The organism is Streptomyces longwoodensis, assembly GCF_001514125.1.
In the GTDB taxonomy this organism is placed as follows: Bacteria; Actinomycetota; Actinomycetes; order Streptomycetales; family Streptomycetaceae; genus Streptomyces; species Streptomyces longwoodensis.
On record NZ_KQ948568.1, the window covers coordinates 33,773 to 50,974 of the forward strand.

A 17,202-nucleotide genomic window follows, 5' to 3' on the forward strand; every position below is an offset into this window, starting at 1 on the left:
CGTGACGACGATGACCGAAGCGTCCGTGCGCGAGTTCAAGATGCCCGACGTGGGCGAGGGACTCACCGAGGCCGAGATCCTCAAGTGGTACGTCCAGCCCGGTGACACCGTCACCGACGGCCAGGTGGTGTGCGAGGTCGAGACCGCCAAGGCGGCCGTCGAGCTGCCCATCCCCTACGACGGCGTGGTGCGCGAGCTGCGCTTCCCCGAGGGCACCACGGTGGACGTGGGCACGCCGATCATCACGGTGGACGTCTCCGGCGGCGCCGCGCCGGCCGGGGCGGCCCCCGCGGCGGAGGCTCCCGCCGCGGCCGCTCCCGCCCCGCAGGAGGAGGCCCCGTCCGTCGGGTCCGGCCGCCAGCCGGTCCTCGTCGGGTACGGCGTGGCCACCACCTCCACCAAGCGCCGCCCCCGCAAGGGCCCGGAGACGCCCGCCGCGGCGGCCCCGGCCGCCCCGGCGGCCCAGGCGCTGCAGTCCGAGCTGAACGGCCACGGGGGCGCCCCCGCGGCCGTCGACCGGCCCCGCCCGCTGGCCAAGCCGCCGGTGCGCAAGCTGGCCAAGGACCTGGGCGTCGACCTGGCGGCGGTCACCCCGACCGGCCCCGAGGGCATCATCACCCGCGAGGACGTCCACGCGGCGGCGGCCCCGCAGCAGGCCCCCGCGCCCGTGGAGCCGGCCGCGCCCGCCCCGGCCGCCCGCCCCGCCGCCGTGGCCCCGGCCGCGGTCTCGTACGACGGGGCGCGCGAGACCCGTGTCCCGGTCAAGGGCGTGCGCAAGGCCACCGCGCAGGCGATGGTCGGCTCGGCGTTCACGGCGCCGCACGTCACGGAGTTCGTGACGGTCGACGTCACGCGCACCATGAAGCTGGTCGACGAGCTCAAGCAGGACAAGGACCTGCAGGGCCTGCGGGTGAACCCGCTCCTGCTGATCGCCAAGGCCCTGCTGGTCGCCGTCAAGCGCAACCCGGAGATCAACGCCTCCTGGGACGAGGCCGCGCAGGAGATCGTCCTCAAGCACTACGTGAACCTGGGCATCGCGGCGGCCACCCCGCGCGGGCTGATCGTGCCGAACATCAAGGACGCGCACGACAAGACGCTGCCGCAGCTCGCCGAGGCGCTGGGCGAGCTGGTGGCGACGGCGCGCGAGGGGAAGACCTCGCCGGCGGCGATGCAGGGCGGCACGCTCACCATCACCAACGTCGGCGTCTTCGGCGTCGACACCGGCACGCCGATCCTCAACCCCGGCGAGTCCGCGATCCTCGCGGTCGGCGCGATCAAGCTCCAGCCGTGGGTCCACAAGGGCAAGGTGAAGCCCCGTCAGGTCACCACGCTGGCGCTGAGCTTCGACCACCGCCTGGTCGACGGCGAGCTGGGCTCCAAGGTGCTGGCGGACGTGGCGGCGGTCCTGGAGCAGCCCAAGCGGCTGATCACCTGGGCCTGACCGCCCGCGCGCACACCGCGCGCTGAGAAAACCGTTCGGGCCCGCCGTGTGGATCACGGCGGGCCCGAGTGCTCGGTGCGGGGAGCCAGCGGCGTCGGCCGGCTCCCGGTGCGTGCGACGTCAGCCCAGCCGGGCGAAGCCGTAGTTGAGCAGGCGCGTGGCGTCGGTGGCGCGCTGGGTGGTCGACGTGGAGGCGAGGACCGTGCCGACGACGGTCTTGCCGCCGCGGGTCGCGGCGAAGACCAGGCAGTACTTCGCCTCGGGACCGGAGCCCGTCTTCACGCCGATGGTGCCGCTGTAGCTGCTCAGCAGCGTGTTGGTGTTGGTCCAGGTGCCCATGGTGCGGGTCGAACCGGTCCGGGTGATCGTCTTGGCCGTGTACGCCTTGGTCTTGACGATCGCGCGGAAGTTGGCGCTCTTCAGCGCGTTGCTGGCCAGCTTGGTCAGGTCCTTGGCGGTGGAGTAGTTGGACCCGTTGCCGATGCCGTCGAAGGAGTCGAAGTGGGTGTTGGTCATGCCCAGCGACCGGGCGGTGGTGTTCATCTTGCCGATGAAGTTCTTCACCCGCGCGGCCCGCGTGGTGCCGCTGCCGAACTTGTCGGCGAGGGCGTAGGCGGCGTCGCAGCCGGACGGCAGCATCAGCCCGTACAGCAGCTGACGCACGGTCACCTTGTCACCCACGATGAGGCGGGCCGACGAGGCGTTGTTGGCCACGATGTAGTCGCTGTAGGCCTTCTGGATGGTGACCTTGGCGTCCAGGTTCAGGTTCGCCTGCGAGAGCACGACCTTGGCCGTCATGATCTTGGTGGTGGAGCCGGTGGAGAGCCGGGTGTTGGCGCCCTTCGCGTACAGCTGCCCACCGTTCGCGTTGTTCATCACGAAGCCGGTCTTGGCGGCGATGGTGGGCGTGGTGACGGCCTGCGCAGGCGCCGCGGTGAGGGCAACGGTCGCGAACATCGCGCCGGTCGTCACGGCGACGGCTGCGGCTCGGCGGACTCGGATGCCCTGGGTTGCGGTTATCAACTGAAATACCCCGATTACGTCGAATGCCCCTGATGTGCGGCCGAGTTGAAAGGGGAAAGATGGTGGGGCCGCACGTACGAGACACGTAAGTAGCACAGAAGGTTGTGCGCCCGCTGCGGGGACTTTCCGACGTCACCGGTCCGGGGGACACCGCGGGGCGCCCCGGGTCCGCATGGTGGACGGCCGTACCGCATGGGTACGTGTTGTATCTATCCTGTTCGCATGCCTTCCGCCCCACCCGTGCCCACCCGCACCCCGGCCCCGCGCCCGAGCGCCCCCCGGGGCAAGCAGCCCCCCGCCGCCGACCGCGTCTACAGCCACGTCAAGCAGGGCGTCCTGGACCGCCGGTACGAGGGCGGCACGCTGCTCACCGAGGGCGAGCTCGCCGAGGCCGTGGGCGTCTCCCGCACCCCCGTCCGCGAGGCCCTGCTGCGCCTGGAGGTCGAGGGCCTGATCCGGCTCTACCCGAAGAAGGGCGCCCTGGTCCTGCCGGTCTCCGCCCAGGAGATCGCGGACGTCGTGGAGACCCGGCTGCTCGTCGAGGAGCACGCGGCGCGCAAGGCCGTCCCCGCCCCGGCCGGACTCGTGGAGCGCCTGGAGGAGCTGCTGGCCCGCCAGCGCGAGCAGGCCGCCGCCGGCGACCTGGCGGGGGCCGCCGTCACCGACCGCTGCTTCCACGCCGAGATCGTCCGCAGCGGGGGCAACGAGATCCTCTCCCGCCTCTACGACCAGCTGCGCGACCGACAGCTGCGGATGGGCGTGGCGATCATGCACTCCCACCCCGACCGCGTCGCCAAGACGCTCGCCGAGCACCAGGAGATCCTGGAGGCGCTGCGCGCCGGGGACGCCGGGGCGGCGGTCGCGGTCGTGCACCGGCACGTGGGCTGGTTCTCGCACCTGGCCCGGGGTGAGGTCCGGTGAGCACCCCGCGCAACTCCACCCTCCCGGGTGACCCGCCGGGCGGCCGGCGCGCGGTCACCGTGTGGGTGATCGGCGTCTCGGTCTACTTCGTCGCCGTCATCTTCCGCACGTCGCTCGGGGTGGCCGGGCTCGACGCCGCCGACCGCTTCCACGTGAACGCCTCGGCCCTGTCGACGTTCTCCATCCTCCAGCTGCTGGTCTACGCGGGCATGCAGATACCCGTCGGCCTCCTGGTGGACCGGCTCGGCACCAAGCGGGTGCTGGGCATCGGGGTCGTGCTGTTCACGGCCGGGCAGCTCGGCTTCGCGTTCTCCCCGTCGTACGGCACCGCGCTCGCCTCGCGGGCGCTGCTGGGCTGCGGCGACGCCATGACGTTCATCAGCGTGCTGCGGCTGGGCACCCGCTGGTTCCCCGCCCGGCGCGGGCCGCTGATCGCCCAGCTGGCCGGACTCGCCGGCATGGCGGGCAACCTGGTCTCCACGCTCGTCCTGGCCCGCCTGCTGCACGGCGTCGGCTGGACGGCGGCCTTCGCGGGCAGCGCGCTCGCCGGCGTGGTCGTGTTCGTCCTGCTGGTGCTGTTCCTCAAGGACCACCCCGAGGGCCACGCCCCCGAGCCGTTCGCGCACCAGGGCGCGGCCTACGTGCGCCGGCAGATCGCCGCCTCCTGGCGGGAGCCGGGGACCCGGCTGGGCCTGTGGGTGCACTTCACCACCCAGTTCCCGGCGATGGTGTTCCTGCTGCTGTGGGGCCTGCCGTTCCTGGTCGAGGCGCAGGGGCTGTCCCGGGCCACCGCGGGCGGCCTGCTCACGCTGGTCGTGCTGTCCAACATGCTCGTCGGACTGGTCTACGGCCAGGTCATCGCCCGGCACCACGAGGCGCGGCTCCCGCTCGCGCTGGGCACGGTCGCGGCGACCGCGGTGCTGTGGGCGGCCACGCTGCTCTACCCGGCCGACCACGCCCCGATGTGGCTGCTGGTGGTCCTGTGCGCGGTGCTGGGCGCCTGCGGCCCGGCGTCGATGATCGGCTTCGACTTCGCCCGCCCGGCCAACCCGCCCGAGCGTCAGGGCACCGCGTCCGGCATCACCAACATGGGCGGTTTCGTCGCCTCCATGACGACGCTGTTCGCGATCGGCGTGCTGCTGGACGCCACCGGCGACGACTACACCGTCGCCTTCTCCGCCGTCTTCGTCCTCCAGGCCCTCGGCGTCACCCAGATCCTGCGGCTGCGCCGCCGAGCGGCCCGCCGCGAGCGGGAGCGGCTGGTGGCGAGCCGGGTGGAGACGGTGCACGTCCCGGCGTGAGCCTCCCGTGCACGCAGTCCGAGCAGTCCGCGCCGTCCGCCCCGGCACAGCCCCGTCAGGGCGCGGCGGGGGCGCGCGTCACCGGCACGAGCGTGAGGTACGCGAGCCCCAGGACGCCCCGGTAGTGCATCCACTGGTGCCGGTGGCGGTCCAGGCGCTCGCGCGTCGCGGCGGCCAGCGGGTGTCCCGGGTGGGTGGCCAGCCAGACCTCCGCGTCCGCCTGGTAGCCCGACTCGAACGCGTCCCACTCGTCACGGTCCGCCGTCTCCACCCACTCGGGGCGGAAGCCGGCCTCCACGGCCAGGTCGAGCAGCCGGGACAGGTCGGGGTGGTCGTCGGCCGAGGCACCCGGCCACATCCCGGCCAGCTCCCGCGCGGTCGGCGGCCGCTCCCAGAACCCCTCGCCGAGCAGAACCCGCCCGCCGTCGGCGACCAGCCGCCGCAGCTCGCCCAGCGCCTCGCCCAGGTGCGCGGGCGGCTGCTGCGTGCTGAGCGCCTGACTGGACCCGACGCACAGCACCAGGTCGGCGGGCCCGCGACGGGTCCCCACGGCGGACTCCTCGACGAACGCCACCCGGTCCGCGAGCCCGCGCTCCCCGGCCGCCCGCCGCCCGCGCCGCAGGTCCTCGGCGTTCAGGTCCACGCCGACGCCCCGCGCCCCCGGGACGGCCTCCAGCACCCGCAGCAGCAACTCGCCCCAGCCGCAGCCCAGGTCGAGCACGGTCCGGGGCGCACCCGCGGCGAGCCGCCGCACGAGGTCACCGGCCCGCCGCTCGGACAGGGGCCCGTGGAAGACGAGCCGGCCGAGCCGGGGCGGGGCGTCTGCGTCTGGTGCGGATGCGTCGGTCATGGCAGAGCACGCTAGTTTCCGCCCGCCGCCCGGCGACACCGGTTAAACGCCGGGCGGCGACCCGGCCCGCACCCGGCCGCCACCCCGCCGGCTCCCTACGGCGTGACCGCGAAGTTGCGCAGGATCGCCGTCGTCAGGGCCGGGTCCCCCTCGGCCTTCACGCGGTCGGCGACCGCGTCCGGGCCGACCCGCCCGCAGGCCAGGCGCACGAAGGTCTCCCAGTCGAGCGAGAAGGAGGCGGCGGGGCCGAGGGCCGGCACCGTCTCCACCGTGCCGCGGCCCTGGATGTCGACCCGGACGGTGCGCAGGAACTCGACCGGGCCGTGCACGTCGAAGACGATCGCGGAGCTGCGGGGCGCGTCGGCGCGCTCGGCGACCACCCGGGGGAGTTCGTCGAGGAGCACGTCACGGGCGACGTACGCGCCGGGGGAGTCGAGGTTGCCGGGCCGGCCGAGGGAGGCGCGCAGGTCCTGCTCGTGCACCCAGACGTTGAACGCGTGGGAGCGCATCGACTCCTCGAGGGTGAGCTCGGCGCCGAGCGGGCCGCGCACCTTGGTCCCGGGGTCGCGCGACTCGTTGCGCAGCTGGCGGTTGCGGCGGATGACCATGAGCTCCAGCTCGGAGGTCATCTCCGGCGCGGTGTGGTGCCGGCGGACGTCGACCTGCATCTCCATGTAGCGCTGGTGCTCGTTGGTGACGTGGAAGAGGTCCCGCGGCAGGGAGTGGATGGGGCGGGGGTCGCCGTACATCTCGCTGTCGAGCCCGATCACGTGCGACACGATGTCGCGCACCGACCAGCCGGGGCAGGGGGTGCGCCGGTTCCAGTCGGCCTCCGCCAGGTGCTGCACCAGCTCGGATATCGCTTCGATGGAGTGGGTCCAGGCGTCGGCGTAGGGCTGGAGGGTGGGATGCAGACTCACGGAACGGGACCCCTCGGCGGTCGGTACACGGGCAGGTTGACGGCGTTGCCAGCGGGAAGTGGCTGCTCGGCGGGTGTCTTGAGCCTCCCCCGGCTGTCGGCTGCGCCCCAGCCGGAGTGCCCCCAAGTTACGCTGCTGTGAGGCACCCCGGCAGTGCTTTCGTGTGACGATCGTAGGCCCGTGTGGACGACTCGAATGCCAGGACGGTGGTAGTGTGCGCGCCTCTTTGATCCAGATCGCCGTGGACGAGGGCGAATCGGCCGAGGCCCGGCGGCGGCGGGCGGCCTCGCTGGTCCGTCAACAGGCGGGCGCGGCCGACCTGGTCGTGCTGCCGGAGCTGTGGACGACCGGGGCGTTCGCCTACGAGGCGTTCGCCGCGGAGGCCGAGCCGCTGGAGGGGCCGACGTACGAGCTGATGGCCAAGGCGGCGAGCGACGCGGGCGTGTGGCTGCACGCGGGCTCGATCCCGGAGCGCGACCCCGAGGGCCCGCTGTACAACACCTCGCTGGTCTTCTCCCCCTCCGGCGACCTGGCCGCCGCCTACCGCAAGATCCACCGCTTCGGCTTCGACCAGGGCGAGGCGGTGCTGATGGGCGCCGGGCGCGAGCTGGTGACGGTCCGTCTGCCCGGCACCACGCTCGGCGTGGCGACCTGTTACGACCTCCGCTTCCCCGAACTCTTCCGCGGTCTCGTCGCGCACGGCGCCGAGACCCTGATCGTGGCGGCGGGCTGGCCGGAGCGCCGCCGGGCGCACTGGACGCTGCTGGCCCGGGCGCGGGCGGTGGAGAACCAGGCGTTCGTGCTCGCGTGCGGAACGGCCGGGACGCACGCCGGAGTTGCCCAGGCGGGTCACTCGGTCGTGGTGGACCCGTGGGGCGAGGTCCTGGCGGAGGCGGGGTCCGGCGAGCAGGTCCTCACCGTGGAGTTCGACCCGGCGCGGGTCGCGGCCACCAGGGACCAGTTCCCCGCCCTGAAGGACAGGGTCCTGGGCCTGGAGCCGCCGACGGGCGCCTGAGGACCGGCCCTTGCCGGGCGGGTCGGTCCGGCCCGGTCCCTCAGTCGTCCTCGCGTTCCTTCTCCGCCAGGTGGATCACACACACCGTCACCGCGATCAGCAGCGCCGGGTCGGCGTCGTCGCGGACCACGTCGAGGCCGTAGGTCTCGCGCACGTGCAGCCAGCGCCGGGAGACGACGGCCAGCAGTTCGCCGTCGTACTCGACGGCGAACTCGCGGTCCATGATCTTCCCGCTGACGTCGAGGACCGTGCCGTCGACCAGCGTGACGCGGTAGTGGTTGCGCAGCAGGGAGAGCCGTTTGCGGCGCACGGTGGCCAGCGGCTCCCCCTCCCGCTCGATGACCATGGTGTCGCGCAGCGCGAACATCTTCTGGTGGATGTCGACGAGCACGCGCCCGCGGGTGTCCTTCAGCTCGAAGGTGTCGCGCACCCGCATGGCCTTGCCGTCGACGAGGAACACCTTGTTGCCCCGGTCGTCCTCGATCCAGTAGTCGTCACCGATGCTGAGGAGCCGGTCGCGTACGAGGAATCTCATGCCAGGACCGCTTCCCCGGCACCGGCCCCGAAACGCCGCCGATAGGCCGACGGGCTGAGCCCGGTCTCGCGCCGCAGCCGGGTGCGCAGGTTGGCGGCGGTGCCCAGGCCGCACCGGGCGGCGACGACGTCCAGCCGTCGCTCACCGCGCTCGATGAGCCGGCACGCGAGCGCCACGCGCTCCCCGGTGAGCCACGCCAGCGGGGTCGTGCCCAGCTGGGCGCGGAAGCGGCGGTGCAGCGTCGCCGGGGACACCGCCGCGTGCGCGGCGAGGTCCGCCACCGACAGCGGCTCCGCCAGCCGCTCCTGCGCCCAGGCGAGCAGCGGCCCCAGCGACTCGTCCCGCACGTCGGGCAGGGGCCGCTCCACGAACTGCCGCTGTCCGCCGTCGCGGTGCGCGGCGAACACCAGGCGCCGCGACACCGCGCCCGCGACCTCCGCGCCGTGGTCGCGGCGCACGACGTGCAGCCCGAGGTCGAGCGCGGCGGCGCTGCCCGCGGCGGTGAGGATGTCGCCCTCGTCGACGTAGAGCACGTCGGGCTCCAGCCGCACCCGGGGGTGCAGCCGCCGGAAGGTGTCGGCCCACATCCAGTGGGTCGTGGCCCGCCGCCCGTCGAGCAGCCCCGCCTCGGCGAGCGCGAAGCTCCCGGTGCACAGGCTCAGGATGCGTGCCCCGCGCGCGTGGGTGCGCCGGACGGCGTCCAGGACGTCCGGGCGGCGCGGGACGACGTTGTCGGGGCGTCCGGGCACCACCAGGGTGTCGGCGTCGTCCACGGCGTCCAGCGGGGCCGCGCCGGTCAGCGTGAAGAAGCCGTGGTTCATGCGCACATCGCGCGTGGGCGTGCACAGCGTCACCTCGTACAGCGGCTGCGGCAGCCCGAGTTCCGGCCGGGGCAGCCCGAACAGCTCGGTGGCGACGCCGACTTCGAAGGGGTTGGTCCCCTCGTCGACGATCACGGCGACCCGGTGCGGCGCGGACGACGGCCGGCCCGGAGCGGGGACCGACGAGCCCGGCACGTCCTGCGAGGATCCTTGCGGCATGTGCGATTCCTAGCACTCGTCCGCGCCACCGTCACCCCCCGAGGATGACGGACATGACGACCGAACGGACTTCTGCACGCACTCCCGAGCCCCTCTCCCTCGACGCCGTCCTGGCCTCCTTCACCCAGCGGTGGAGCCCCCGCATCGTCACGACCGTCAACGACTACGACGTGCGCGTCGCCCATGTGGAGGGCGAGCACGTCTGGCACGTCCACGACCACACCGACGAGTTCTTCCTGGTCCTCGACGGCGAACTGCACATCGCCCTGCGTGAGCCGGCCGGCGAGCGCACGGTGGTGCTCACCCGCGGCTCCCTGTTCACCGTGGCGCGCGGCACCGAGCACAAGCCGTACGCCCCCGTCCCCACCGACATCCTGGTGTTCGAGCCCTCCGGCACCCTCTCGGTCGGTGACCGCCACGACGAGGTCCCGTCCCACGTGGACGCGACGACGGGCCACACACTGCCCTGACCCCGCTCCCCACCTGGCACCCTGGACACATGAGCGACTCACCTCCCCGCCGTGCTCCCGGGCGCGTGCGCGTCCGCGCCCCCGAGCTGGTCGGCAGGGGTGGCTGGCTGAACACCGGCGGCCGCCCGTACACCCTGGCCGACCTGCGCGGACGGACCGTCGTCCTCGACTTCTGGACGTTCTGCTGCATCAACTGCCTGCACGTCCTCGACGAGCTGCGCGAGCTGGAGGAGCGGCACCGGGACACGCTGGTCGTCGTCGGGGTGCACTCGCCGAAGTTCGTGCACGAGGCGGAGCACGGGGCCGTGGTGGACGCCGTCGAGCGGTACGGCGTCGCGCACCCCGTGCTGGACGACCCGGAGCTCGCCACCTGGAAGCAGTACGCGGTGCGGGCGTGGCCCACGCTGGTGGTGATCGACCCCGAGGGGTACGTGGTCGCCCAGCACGCCGGTGAGGGCCATGTGCACGCCATCGAGCGGCTGGTCACGGAGCTGGAGGCCGAGCACGGGGCCAAGGGCACCCTGCGCCGGGGCGACGGCCCGTACGTGGCGCCGGAGCCGGAGGCGACCGCGCTGCGCTTCCCGGGCAAGGCGCTGGTGCTGCCCGGCGGGACGTTCCTGGTCAGCGACACCACCCGGCACCAGCTGGTGGAGCTCGCGGAGGACGGCGAGACGGTGCTGCGGCGCATCGGGTCCGGGGAGCGCGGGTTCACCGACGGCGGGCCCGGGGACGCGTCGTTCAACGAGCCGCAGGGGCTGGCCCTGCTCGACGGCACCGGCGTGGTCGTCGCCGACACCGTCAACCACGCCCTGCGCCGCCTCGACCTCGGCTCCGGCGCGGTGACGACGCTGGCGGGGACCGGCCGGCAGTGGTGGCAGGGCTCGGCGACGTCCGGGCCGGCCCGGGAGACCGACCTGTCCTCCCCGTGGGACGTGGCGGTGTTCGACGGGCAGGTGTGGATCGCCATGGCCGGGGTGCACCAGCTGTGGGCGTACGACCCGGCCGGGGGGACGGTGCGGGTGGCGGCGGGGACGACCAACGAGGGGCTGGTGGACGGACCGGTGGCCGAGGCGTGGTTCGCGCAGCCCTCGGGGCTGGCCGTGTCGGCCGACGGGGAGCGGCTGTGGGTCGCCGACCCGGAGACGTCGGCGCTGCGCTGGGTGGACCGGGCCGGCGTCGTCCACACCGCCGTGGGCACCGGCCTGTTCGACTTCGGGCACCGGGACGGCCCGGCGGGGCAGGCGCTGTTCCAGCATCCGCTGGGGGTCACCGTGCTGCCGGACGGCTCGGTCGCGGTGAGCGACACCTACAACCACGCGCTGCGCCGCTACGACCCGGCGACGGGTGGGGTGAGCACGCTCGCCACGGACCTGCGCGAGCCCAGTGACGCGGTGCTGGTGGGCGACGACCTCGTGGTGGTGGAGTCGGCCCGGCACCGGCTGACGCGGCTGCGCCTGCCGGAGGAGGCGGTGCGGGTGGAGGGCGTCGCCCACCGCACGCAGCGGGCGACGACGGAGGTCGCGCCGGGGGCGTTGGCGCTGGAGGTGGTCTTCGAAGCGCCGGCGGGCCAGAAGCCGGACACCCGGTACGGCCCCTCGACCCGGCTGCTGGTGTCCGCCACCCCGCCGGAGCTGCTGCTGGCGGGGGAGGGCGCGGACAGCGACCTGGTGCGCGCCCTCGAGCTGAACCCGGCGGTGCCGGAGGGCGTCCTGCACGTCTCGGCGATGGCCGCGAGCTGCGACGACGACCCGGACAACCCGTACCCGGCCTGCCATGTGCACCAGCAGGACTGGGGGGTTCCGGTCCGCCTCACCGAGGGCGGGGCGGACCGGCTGCCGCTGGTCCTGGCGGGGATGGACGGAACGGACTGACGTACCGGCCCGCGCGGTTCACGTGACCGCGGGTCAGACGCCGTAGCCGTCGCTGTAGCCGCCGGGGCCGTGGTGGTGGTGCCGCTCCTCCTCGACGACGGTCGTCGTGGTGGGGGGCACCATGACGCGCCTGCGGCGCGCGATGCTGCTGAAGGTCGTCACACCGATCAGGCCGACGATCATGAGGATGACGCCGACCAGGTCGAGGTTGACCCCCTGCATGTGCCAGTCGGTCGCGAACGTGAGAATGGCTCCCACGGCGATGAGGATGATGCACCCGCCGAGGCCCATGAGTGTCGCCTCCCTGTCCGGTCCGGTCCTTCCGGTCCGGACAGTCGGGTACCCCCGTTGTCAACCCCCATGCGGCGCGGGGGTGTTCCGGCCCCGGAGGCTAGGCCGTGTCCGCAAAGTCCCGCCTGCCCTGCGACGCCCGGCACGCACTCTCGCCGCACCGGGCGAACACCCGAGTACGGCCAGTACGCGGGCGTCCGCCCGGCACGCCGAGAGCACGCACCGGACGCCGCAGGGCCCGCCCTCCGGGCGGACGACGGGACTTTGCGGACACGGCCTAGCCCTCCAGGAACGCCGCCAGGGCGTTGGCCAGCAGGTACGGGTCCTGGTCGCCGCACAACTCGCGGGCGCTGTGCATGGAGAGGATCGCCACGCCGATGTCGACGGTGCGGATGCCGTGCCGGGCCGCGGTGATCGGGCCGATGGTGGTGCCGCAGGGCATCGAGTTGTTGGAGACGAACGACTGGAAGGGCACGCCGGCCTTCTCGCAGGCCGCGGCGAACACGGCCCGGCCCGAACCGTCGGTGGCGTAGCGGTTGTTGACGTTGACCTTCAGGATCGGTCCGCCGTTGACCCGCGGGTGGTGCGTCGGGTCGTGCCGCTCCGCGTAGTTGGGGTGCACGGCGTGGCCGGTGTCCGAGGACAGGCAGACGGTGCCGGCGAAGGCGCGGGCCCGGTCCTCGTAGGAGCCGCCGCGCGCGAACACCGAGCGCTCCAGCACCCCGCCCAGCAGCGGCCCGTCGGCGCCGGTGTCCGACTGGGAGCCGTTCTCCTCGTGGTCGAAGGCCGCTAGGACCGGAATGTACGGCAGGTCCGCCGCGCCCGGGCCGCCGGCCACCGCGGCCAGCGCCGCCGTACCGGCGTGTACGGACAGCAGGTTGTCCATGCGCGGGCCCGCGACGAACTCCTCGTCGCGGCCGAGGTAGGCGGGGCGTTCGACGGGGTGCGTCATGAGGTCCCAGCCGGTGACGGAGCCCCGTTCGAGGCCGTTCTCCTCCTCCAGGAAGGCGATCAGGTCGCCGTCGCGCACGTCGTGGCCGAGGCCCCACACGGGCTGGAGGTGGCGCTGCTTGTCCAGCTTGAGGCCCTCGGAGGCGACCGTGCGGTCGAGGTGGATCGCGAGCTGCGGGACGCGCAGCAGCGGCCGGTCGACGTTCACCAGGCGGCTGGACCCGTCGCGGAGGGTGAGCCGGCCCGCCAGTCCCAGGTCCCGGTCCAGCCAGGAGTTCAGCAGCGGGCCGCCGTAGATCTCCACGGCCACCTGGCGCCAGCCGTGCGCGCCGGTGTCGGGGAGCGGCTTGACGCGCAGGTTCGGGGAGTCGGTGTGCGCGCCGACGATCCGGAAGGGGGTGTGCGGGTCGGCGCCCTCGGGGACGTACCAGGCCACGATCGCGCCGCCGCGCAGCACGTACTTCCCGCCGCTCGTGCCGTCCCAGGCGTCGGTCTCGGCCAGGTGCCGGAACCCGGCCTTCTCCAGCCGCTCCGCGGCGGTGGCCACGGCGTGGTACGGCGACGGGCCGGCCGCGAGGAAGGACATCAGGTCGTCGGTGTGGCCGCGGTCGAAGCGGGGGGATTGGCTCATGGCATTCACCTTAACGACGGACGAGGGCCCGCTCCCCCTTACCGGGAGCGGGCCCTCGTGAGGACGGTGTGGAGGTGAAGAAGGGTGTGTCCCTTGCGTCCTCAGAGGTCCATTCGGACCTAGAACCTAGAACGCTGCCTCGTCGAGCTCCATGAGGTCCAGGGCGACGCCGGAGGCCACCTTGCGGGCCAGGGTGACGCCGGGCAGGACGGAGGCCGCGAAGAACTTCGCCGCGGCGATCTTGCCGGTGTAGAACGCCTGGTCCTTCGCGGAGGCGGTCTGCAGCTTCTCGGCGGCGATCGCGGCGCCCTTGAGCAGCAGGTAGCCGACGATGACGTCGCCGGAGGCCAGCAGCAGGCGGGTGGTGTTCAGGCCCACCTTGTAGATGTTCTTGACGTCCTGCTCGGTGGCCGCGAGGTCGGTCAGCATCAGGCCGACGATGGCCTCCAGCTCGACGGCCGCCTTGGCCAGGTGCTCGCGGGACTCGGCCAGCTCCTCGCCGCCGGTACCGAGGGCCAGGAAGGACTTGATGTCCTCGGCGAGGGAGTTGAGCGCGGCGCCCTGGTTGCGGACGATCTTCCGGAAGAAGAAGTCCTGGCCCTGGATCGCGGTGGTGCCCTCGTAGAGGGTGTCGATCTTGGCGTCCCGGATGTACTGCTCGATCGGGTACTCCTGGAGGAAGCCGGAGCCGCCGAAGGTCTGGAGCGACTGGGCGAGCTGCTCGTAGGCCTTCTCGGAGCCGTAGCCCTTGACGACGGGCAGGAGCAGGTCGTTCAGGGCGTGCTCGGTGGAGGCGTCCTCGCCGGCGGCCTCCTTGAGCTGGATGGTGTCCTGGATCGAGGCGGTGTACATCACCAGGGCGCGCATGCCCTCGGCGTACGCCTTCTGCGTCATCAGCGAGCGGCGCACGTCCGGGTGGTGGGTGATGGTGACCTTGGGCGCGGTCTTGTCCATGAAGTTGGCCAGGTCCGGGCCCTGGACGCGCTCCTTGGCGTACTCCAGCGCGTTGAGGTAGCCGGTGGAGAGCGTGGAGATCGCCTTCGTGCCGACCATCATGCGGGCGAACTCGATGATGCGGAACATCTGGCGGATGCCGTCGTGCTTGTCGCCGATCAGCCAGCCCTTGGCGGGGTGCTTGTCGCCGAAGGTCATCTCGCACGTGTTGGAGGCCTTCAGGCCCATCTTGTGCTCGACGTTGGTGGCGTAGACGCCGTTGCGCTCGCCCAGCTCGCCGGTCTCGAAGTCGAAGAGGTACTTCGGGACGAGGAAGAGGGACAGGCCCTTGGTGCCGGGGCCGGCGCCCTCGGGGCGGGCGAGCACGTAGTGGAGGATGTTCTCCGACATGTCGTGCTCACCGGAGGTGATGAAGCGCTTCACGCCCTCGATGTGCCAGGAGCCGTCCTCCTGCTGCACGGCCTTGGTGCGGCCGGCGCCCACGTCCGAGCCGGCGTCCGGCTCGGTGAGGACCATGGTGGAGCCCCACTGCTTCTCGACGGCGATCGAGGCGATGTGCTTCTGGACCTCGTTGCCCTCCTCGAAGAGGATGCCGGCGAACGCGGGGCCGGAGGAGTACATCCACACGGCCGGGTTGGCGCCCAGGATCAGCTCGGCGTAGGCCCAGATCAGGGAGCGGGGCGAGGTGGTGCCGCCGATCTCCTCGGGCAGGCCGAGGCGCCAGTACTCCGAGTCCATGAAGGCCTGGTAGCTCTTCTTGAAGGAGGCGGGGACCGGCGCGGTGTTGGTCTCCGGGTCGAAGACGGGCGGGTTGCGGTCGGCGTCGGCGAAGGACTCGGCCAGCTCGTTCTCGGAGAGGCGGGTCAGCTCCTCCAGGACGCTCTTGGCGGTCTCGACGTCCATCTCCTCGAACGGACCGGTGCCGTAGACCTTGTCGCGGCCGAGTACTTCGAAGAGGTTGAACTCGATGTCGCGGAGATTCGACTTGTAGTGCCCCATGGCGAAGGCTCCCGGCTCAGTGGAGAGGTCGGCGAGGCACTGGAATCCTCGCGCACGTCTGCGTACCAACAAGTAGCTCCGATGATGCTACCCGTCGGTAATAAGTCGCAACCCCATCCCCGTTTCTGTGACAGGTCACACCGCTACGCTTGCGCCCATGTACGGATACGGCCAGCCCATGGACGGCGGCGGCGCCCAGCAGCAGTACGCCCCGCCGCAGCAGCCCATGCCCGGTGGTGTCGGGGGGTACGGCCAGCAGCCGCCCCTGTATCCCGAGCCGTCCCCGCCCTCGCTCGCGGACGCCGTGCGCGCGTTCACGACCGGGCAGATGGCCGCCGAGGACTTCCAGCAGATCTTCGCCACCTCGAAGGTGTACTGCCCGCGCGGTGACACCCCCGGCTTCCTGGCGCTGCACAACACCCAGCAGCCGGTGATCCCGATGTTCAGCTCCCTGAAGGAGCTGCGCCGCTATGCGGGCAAGGAGTCCAAGTACTTCGTCATCACCGGCGCCGAGGTGATCGACCTGCTGCCGACCGGCTACGGCTTCGTCCTGGACATGGAGGGCGAGCACCGCATGGTCTTCGACGCCAAGGCGGTCGAACAGATGGTCGACTTCGCGATGCGCCGGATGTACGGCTAGGTCGTGTCCGCAAAGTCCCGTCGTCCGCCCGGAGGGCGGGCCCTGCGGCGTCCGGTGCGTGCTCTCGGTGTGCCGGGCGGACACCCGCGTACTGGCCGTACTCGGGTGTTCGCCCGGTGCGGCGAGAGTGCGTGCCGGGCGTCGTGGGGCAGGCGGGACTTTGCGGACGCGGCCTAGCGCCGTGCAGGTGCCTGGGGAGCCCGGAGGGAATGCCCTCCGGGCTCCTGCTGTTCTGGGGTGGCAGAAAGTTCAACGCTCAACTAAACTGGGCGTACCAAGGAGGTACCGACATGCCAGCTGTGACCGTCGAGAACCCGTTGACGCTGCCCCGTGTGACCGCACCGGCCGATGCCGTGGCGCGTCCGGTGCTCGGCGTCACGACCGCGCCGAGCGGTTTCGAGGGCGAGGGCTTCCCGGTGCGCCGGGCGTTCGCGGGGATCCACTACCGCCACCTCGACCCGTTCATCATGATGGACCAGATGGGTGAGGTGGAGTACGCGCCGGGCGAGCCCAAGGGCACCCCCTGGCACCCGCACCGCGGCTTCGAGACCGTCACCTACATCATCGACGGGATCTTCGACCACCAGGACTCCCAGGGCGGTGGCGGCACCATCACCAACGGCGACACCCAGTGGATGACCGCCGGCTCGGGCCTGCTGCACATCGAGGCCCCGCCGGAGTCGCTGGTGATGTCGGGCGGCCTCTTCCACGGCCTGCAGCTGTGGGTGAACCTCCCCGCCCGGGACAAGATGATGGCGCCCCGCTACCAGGACATCCGCGGCGGCCAGGTCCAGCTGCTCACCTCCCCCGACGGCGGCGCGCTGCTGCGCGTCATCGCCGGTGAGCTGGACGGTCACGCCGGTCCCGGCATCACGCACACGCCGATCACGATGATCCACGCGACGCTCGCGCCGGGTGCGGAGATCACCCTGCCGTGGCGCGAGGACTTCAACGGCCTCGCCTACGTCCTCGCGGGCCGTGGCTCGGTGGGCGCCGAGCGCCGCCCGATCCACCTGGGGCAGACCGCCGTCTTCGGCGCCGGCGGCTCGCTGACCGTCCGCGCGGACGACAAGCAGGACTCGCACACGCCGGACCTGGAGGTCGTCCTGCTCGGCGGCCGGCCGATCCGGGAGCCGATGGTCCACTACGGCCCGTTCGTGATGAACACCAAGGACGAGCTGATGCAGGCCTTCGAGGACTTCCAGAAGGGCCGCCTGGGCACCGTCCCGGCCGTCCACGGCATGACGGAGAGCGGCCCGGAGGCCTGAGCCTCCCGCAGCGTCCGGCGAGGGTGACGCGGCGTCGGATCTGACGTCGCGTCACCCTCGTGGCACGTCCGGCGGGACAGG

General features: G+C 72.5%; 16 protein-coding genes. 8 read left to right on the forward strand and 8 right to left on the reverse strand.

Going from position 1 to position 17,202, the window contains the following annotated elements; genetic code table 11:
- Position 1: 1 nt before the first annotated feature.
- The gene (locus AQJ30_RS35435; RefSeq protein ID WP_067242076.1) at positions 2-1,441 is read left to right on the forward strand and encodes a dihydrolipoamide acetyltransferase family protein; all 1,440 of its coding nucleotides are present in this window, start codon (positions 2-4) and stop codon (positions 1,439-1,441) included.
- A 120-nt stretch (positions 1,442-1,561) separates the two neighbouring features.
- On the opposite strand, the gene AQJ30_RS35440 is transcribed toward AQJ30_RS35435, so the two are convergent.
- Positions 1,562-2,398, reverse strand: a complete 837-nt coding sequence (locus AQJ30_RS35440; RefSeq protein WP_079084531.1) for a D-alanyl-D-alanine carboxypeptidase family protein — start codon at positions 2,396-2,398, stop codon at positions 1,562-1,564.
- Positions 2,399-2,686: 288 nt separating this feature from the next.
- On the opposite strand from AQJ30_RS35440, the gene AQJ30_RS35445 reads away from it, so the two are divergent.
- Positions 2,687-3,385, forward strand: coding sequence for a GntR family transcriptional regulator (locus AQJ30_RS35445; RefSeq protein ID WP_067242081.1), 699 nt, complete (start codon positions 2,687-2,689; stop codon positions 3,383-3,385).
- Positions 3,382-4,686 carry an MFS transporter gene (locus tag AQJ30_RS35450; protein WP_067242083.1) on the forward strand — a complete coding sequence of 435 codons (1,305 nt, stop codon included), beginning with the start codon at positions 3,382-3,384 and terminating at the stop codon, positions 4,684-4,686. The genes AQJ30_RS35445 and AQJ30_RS35450 overlap by 4 nt, the downstream gene beginning before the upstream one ends.
- Before the next feature lie 55 nt (positions 4,687-4,741).
- Here AQJ30_RS35450 and AQJ30_RS35455 read toward each other — a convergent pair whose 3' ends face one another.
- Both AQJ30_RS35455 and AQJ30_RS35460 read right to left on the reverse strand, forming a co-directional pair.
- Positions 4,742-5,536 (reverse strand): SAM-dependent methyltransferase, encoded by a 795-nt coding sequence (locus tag AQJ30_RS35455; RefSeq protein WP_067242086.1) that lies wholly within the window; start codon positions 5,534-5,536, stop codon positions 4,742-4,744.
- Between the two features lie 95 nt (positions 5,537-5,631).
- A complete protein-coding gene (locus AQJ30_RS35460) occupies positions 5,632-6,456 on the reverse strand; it encodes a maleylpyruvate isomerase family mycothiol-dependent enzyme (RefSeq protein ID WP_067242088.1) in 825 nt (274 codons plus the stop codon).
- A 214-nt stretch (positions 6,457-6,670) separates the two neighbouring features.
- Here AQJ30_RS35460 and AQJ30_RS35465 point away from each other — a divergent pair, with 214 nt between their 5' ends.
- The gene (locus tag AQJ30_RS35465; protein ID WP_067242091.1) at positions 6,671-7,471 is read left to right on the forward strand and encodes a carbon-nitrogen family hydrolase; all 801 of its coding nucleotides are present in this window, start codon (positions 6,671-6,673) and stop codon (positions 7,469-7,471) included.
- A gap of 40 nt (positions 7,472-7,511) precedes the next feature.
- Here the strand turns inward: AQJ30_RS35465 and AQJ30_RS35470 are convergent, their stop codons facing one another.
- Together AQJ30_RS35470 and AQJ30_RS35475 are read right to left on the reverse strand one after the other, a co-directional pair.
- Entirely contained in the window at positions 7,512-8,006 is a 495-nt protein-coding gene (locus tag AQJ30_RS35470) for an LURP-one-related/scramblase family protein (protein WP_067242093.1), read from the reverse strand.
- Positions 8,003-9,046, reverse strand: coding sequence for a GlxA family transcriptional regulator (locus tag AQJ30_RS35475; RefSeq protein WP_079084532.1), 1,044 nt, complete (start codon positions 9,044-9,046; stop codon positions 8,003-8,005). The genes AQJ30_RS35470 and AQJ30_RS35475 overlap by 4 nt, the downstream gene beginning before the upstream one ends.
- 53 nt (positions 9,047-9,099) lie before the next feature.
- Between AQJ30_RS35475 and AQJ30_RS35480 the strand changes: the two genes are divergently transcribed.
- A complete protein-coding gene (locus AQJ30_RS35480; RefSeq protein ID WP_067242098.1) occupies positions 9,100-9,516 on the forward strand; it encodes a cupin domain-containing protein in 417 nt (138 codons plus the stop codon).
- 29 nt (positions 9,517-9,545) lie between these two features.
- The gene (locus AQJ30_RS35485) at positions 9,546-11,387 is read left to right on the forward strand and encodes an NHL domain-containing thioredoxin family protein (protein ID WP_067242100.1); all 1,842 of its coding nucleotides are present in this window, start codon (positions 9,546-9,548) and stop codon (positions 11,385-11,387) included.
- A 33-nt stretch (positions 11,388-11,420) separates the two neighbouring features.
- Here the strand turns inward: AQJ30_RS35485 and AQJ30_RS35490 are convergent, their stop codons facing one another.
- From AQJ30_RS35490 to AQJ30_RS35500, 3 genes are all read right to left on the reverse strand, one after another.
- Positions 11,421-11,678 carry a DUF6458 family protein gene (locus AQJ30_RS35490; protein ID WP_067242103.1) on the reverse strand — a complete coding sequence of 86 codons (258 nt, stop codon included), beginning with the start codon at positions 11,676-11,678 and terminating at the stop codon, positions 11,421-11,423.
- 277 nt (positions 11,679-11,955) lie between these two features.
- Complete coding sequence (locus AQJ30_RS35495; RefSeq protein WP_067242105.1) at positions 11,956-13,260, reverse strand: M18 family aminopeptidase; 1,305 nt, start codon at positions 13,258-13,260, stop codon at positions 11,956-11,958.
- Between the two features lie 126 nt (positions 13,261-13,386).
- Positions 13,387-15,213: an acyl-CoA dehydrogenase gene (locus AQJ30_RS35500; RefSeq protein WP_067242107.1), complete on the reverse strand. Its 1,827-nt coding sequence runs from the start codon at positions 15,211-15,213 to the stop codon at positions 13,387-13,389.
- Positions 15,214-15,370: 157 nt separating this feature from the next.
- On the opposite strand from AQJ30_RS35500, the gene AQJ30_RS35505 reads away from it, so the two are divergent.
- Entirely contained in the window at positions 15,371-15,853 is a 483-nt protein-coding gene (locus AQJ30_RS35505) for an SseB family protein (protein WP_067242110.1), read from the forward strand.
- Between the two features lie 290 nt (positions 15,854-16,143).
- Positions 16,144-17,121, forward strand: a complete 978-nt coding sequence (locus AQJ30_RS35510) for a pirin family protein (protein WP_067242113.1) — start codon at positions 16,144-16,146, stop codon at positions 17,119-17,121.
- The last annotated feature ends 81 nt before the right edge of the window (positions 17,122-17,202 follow it).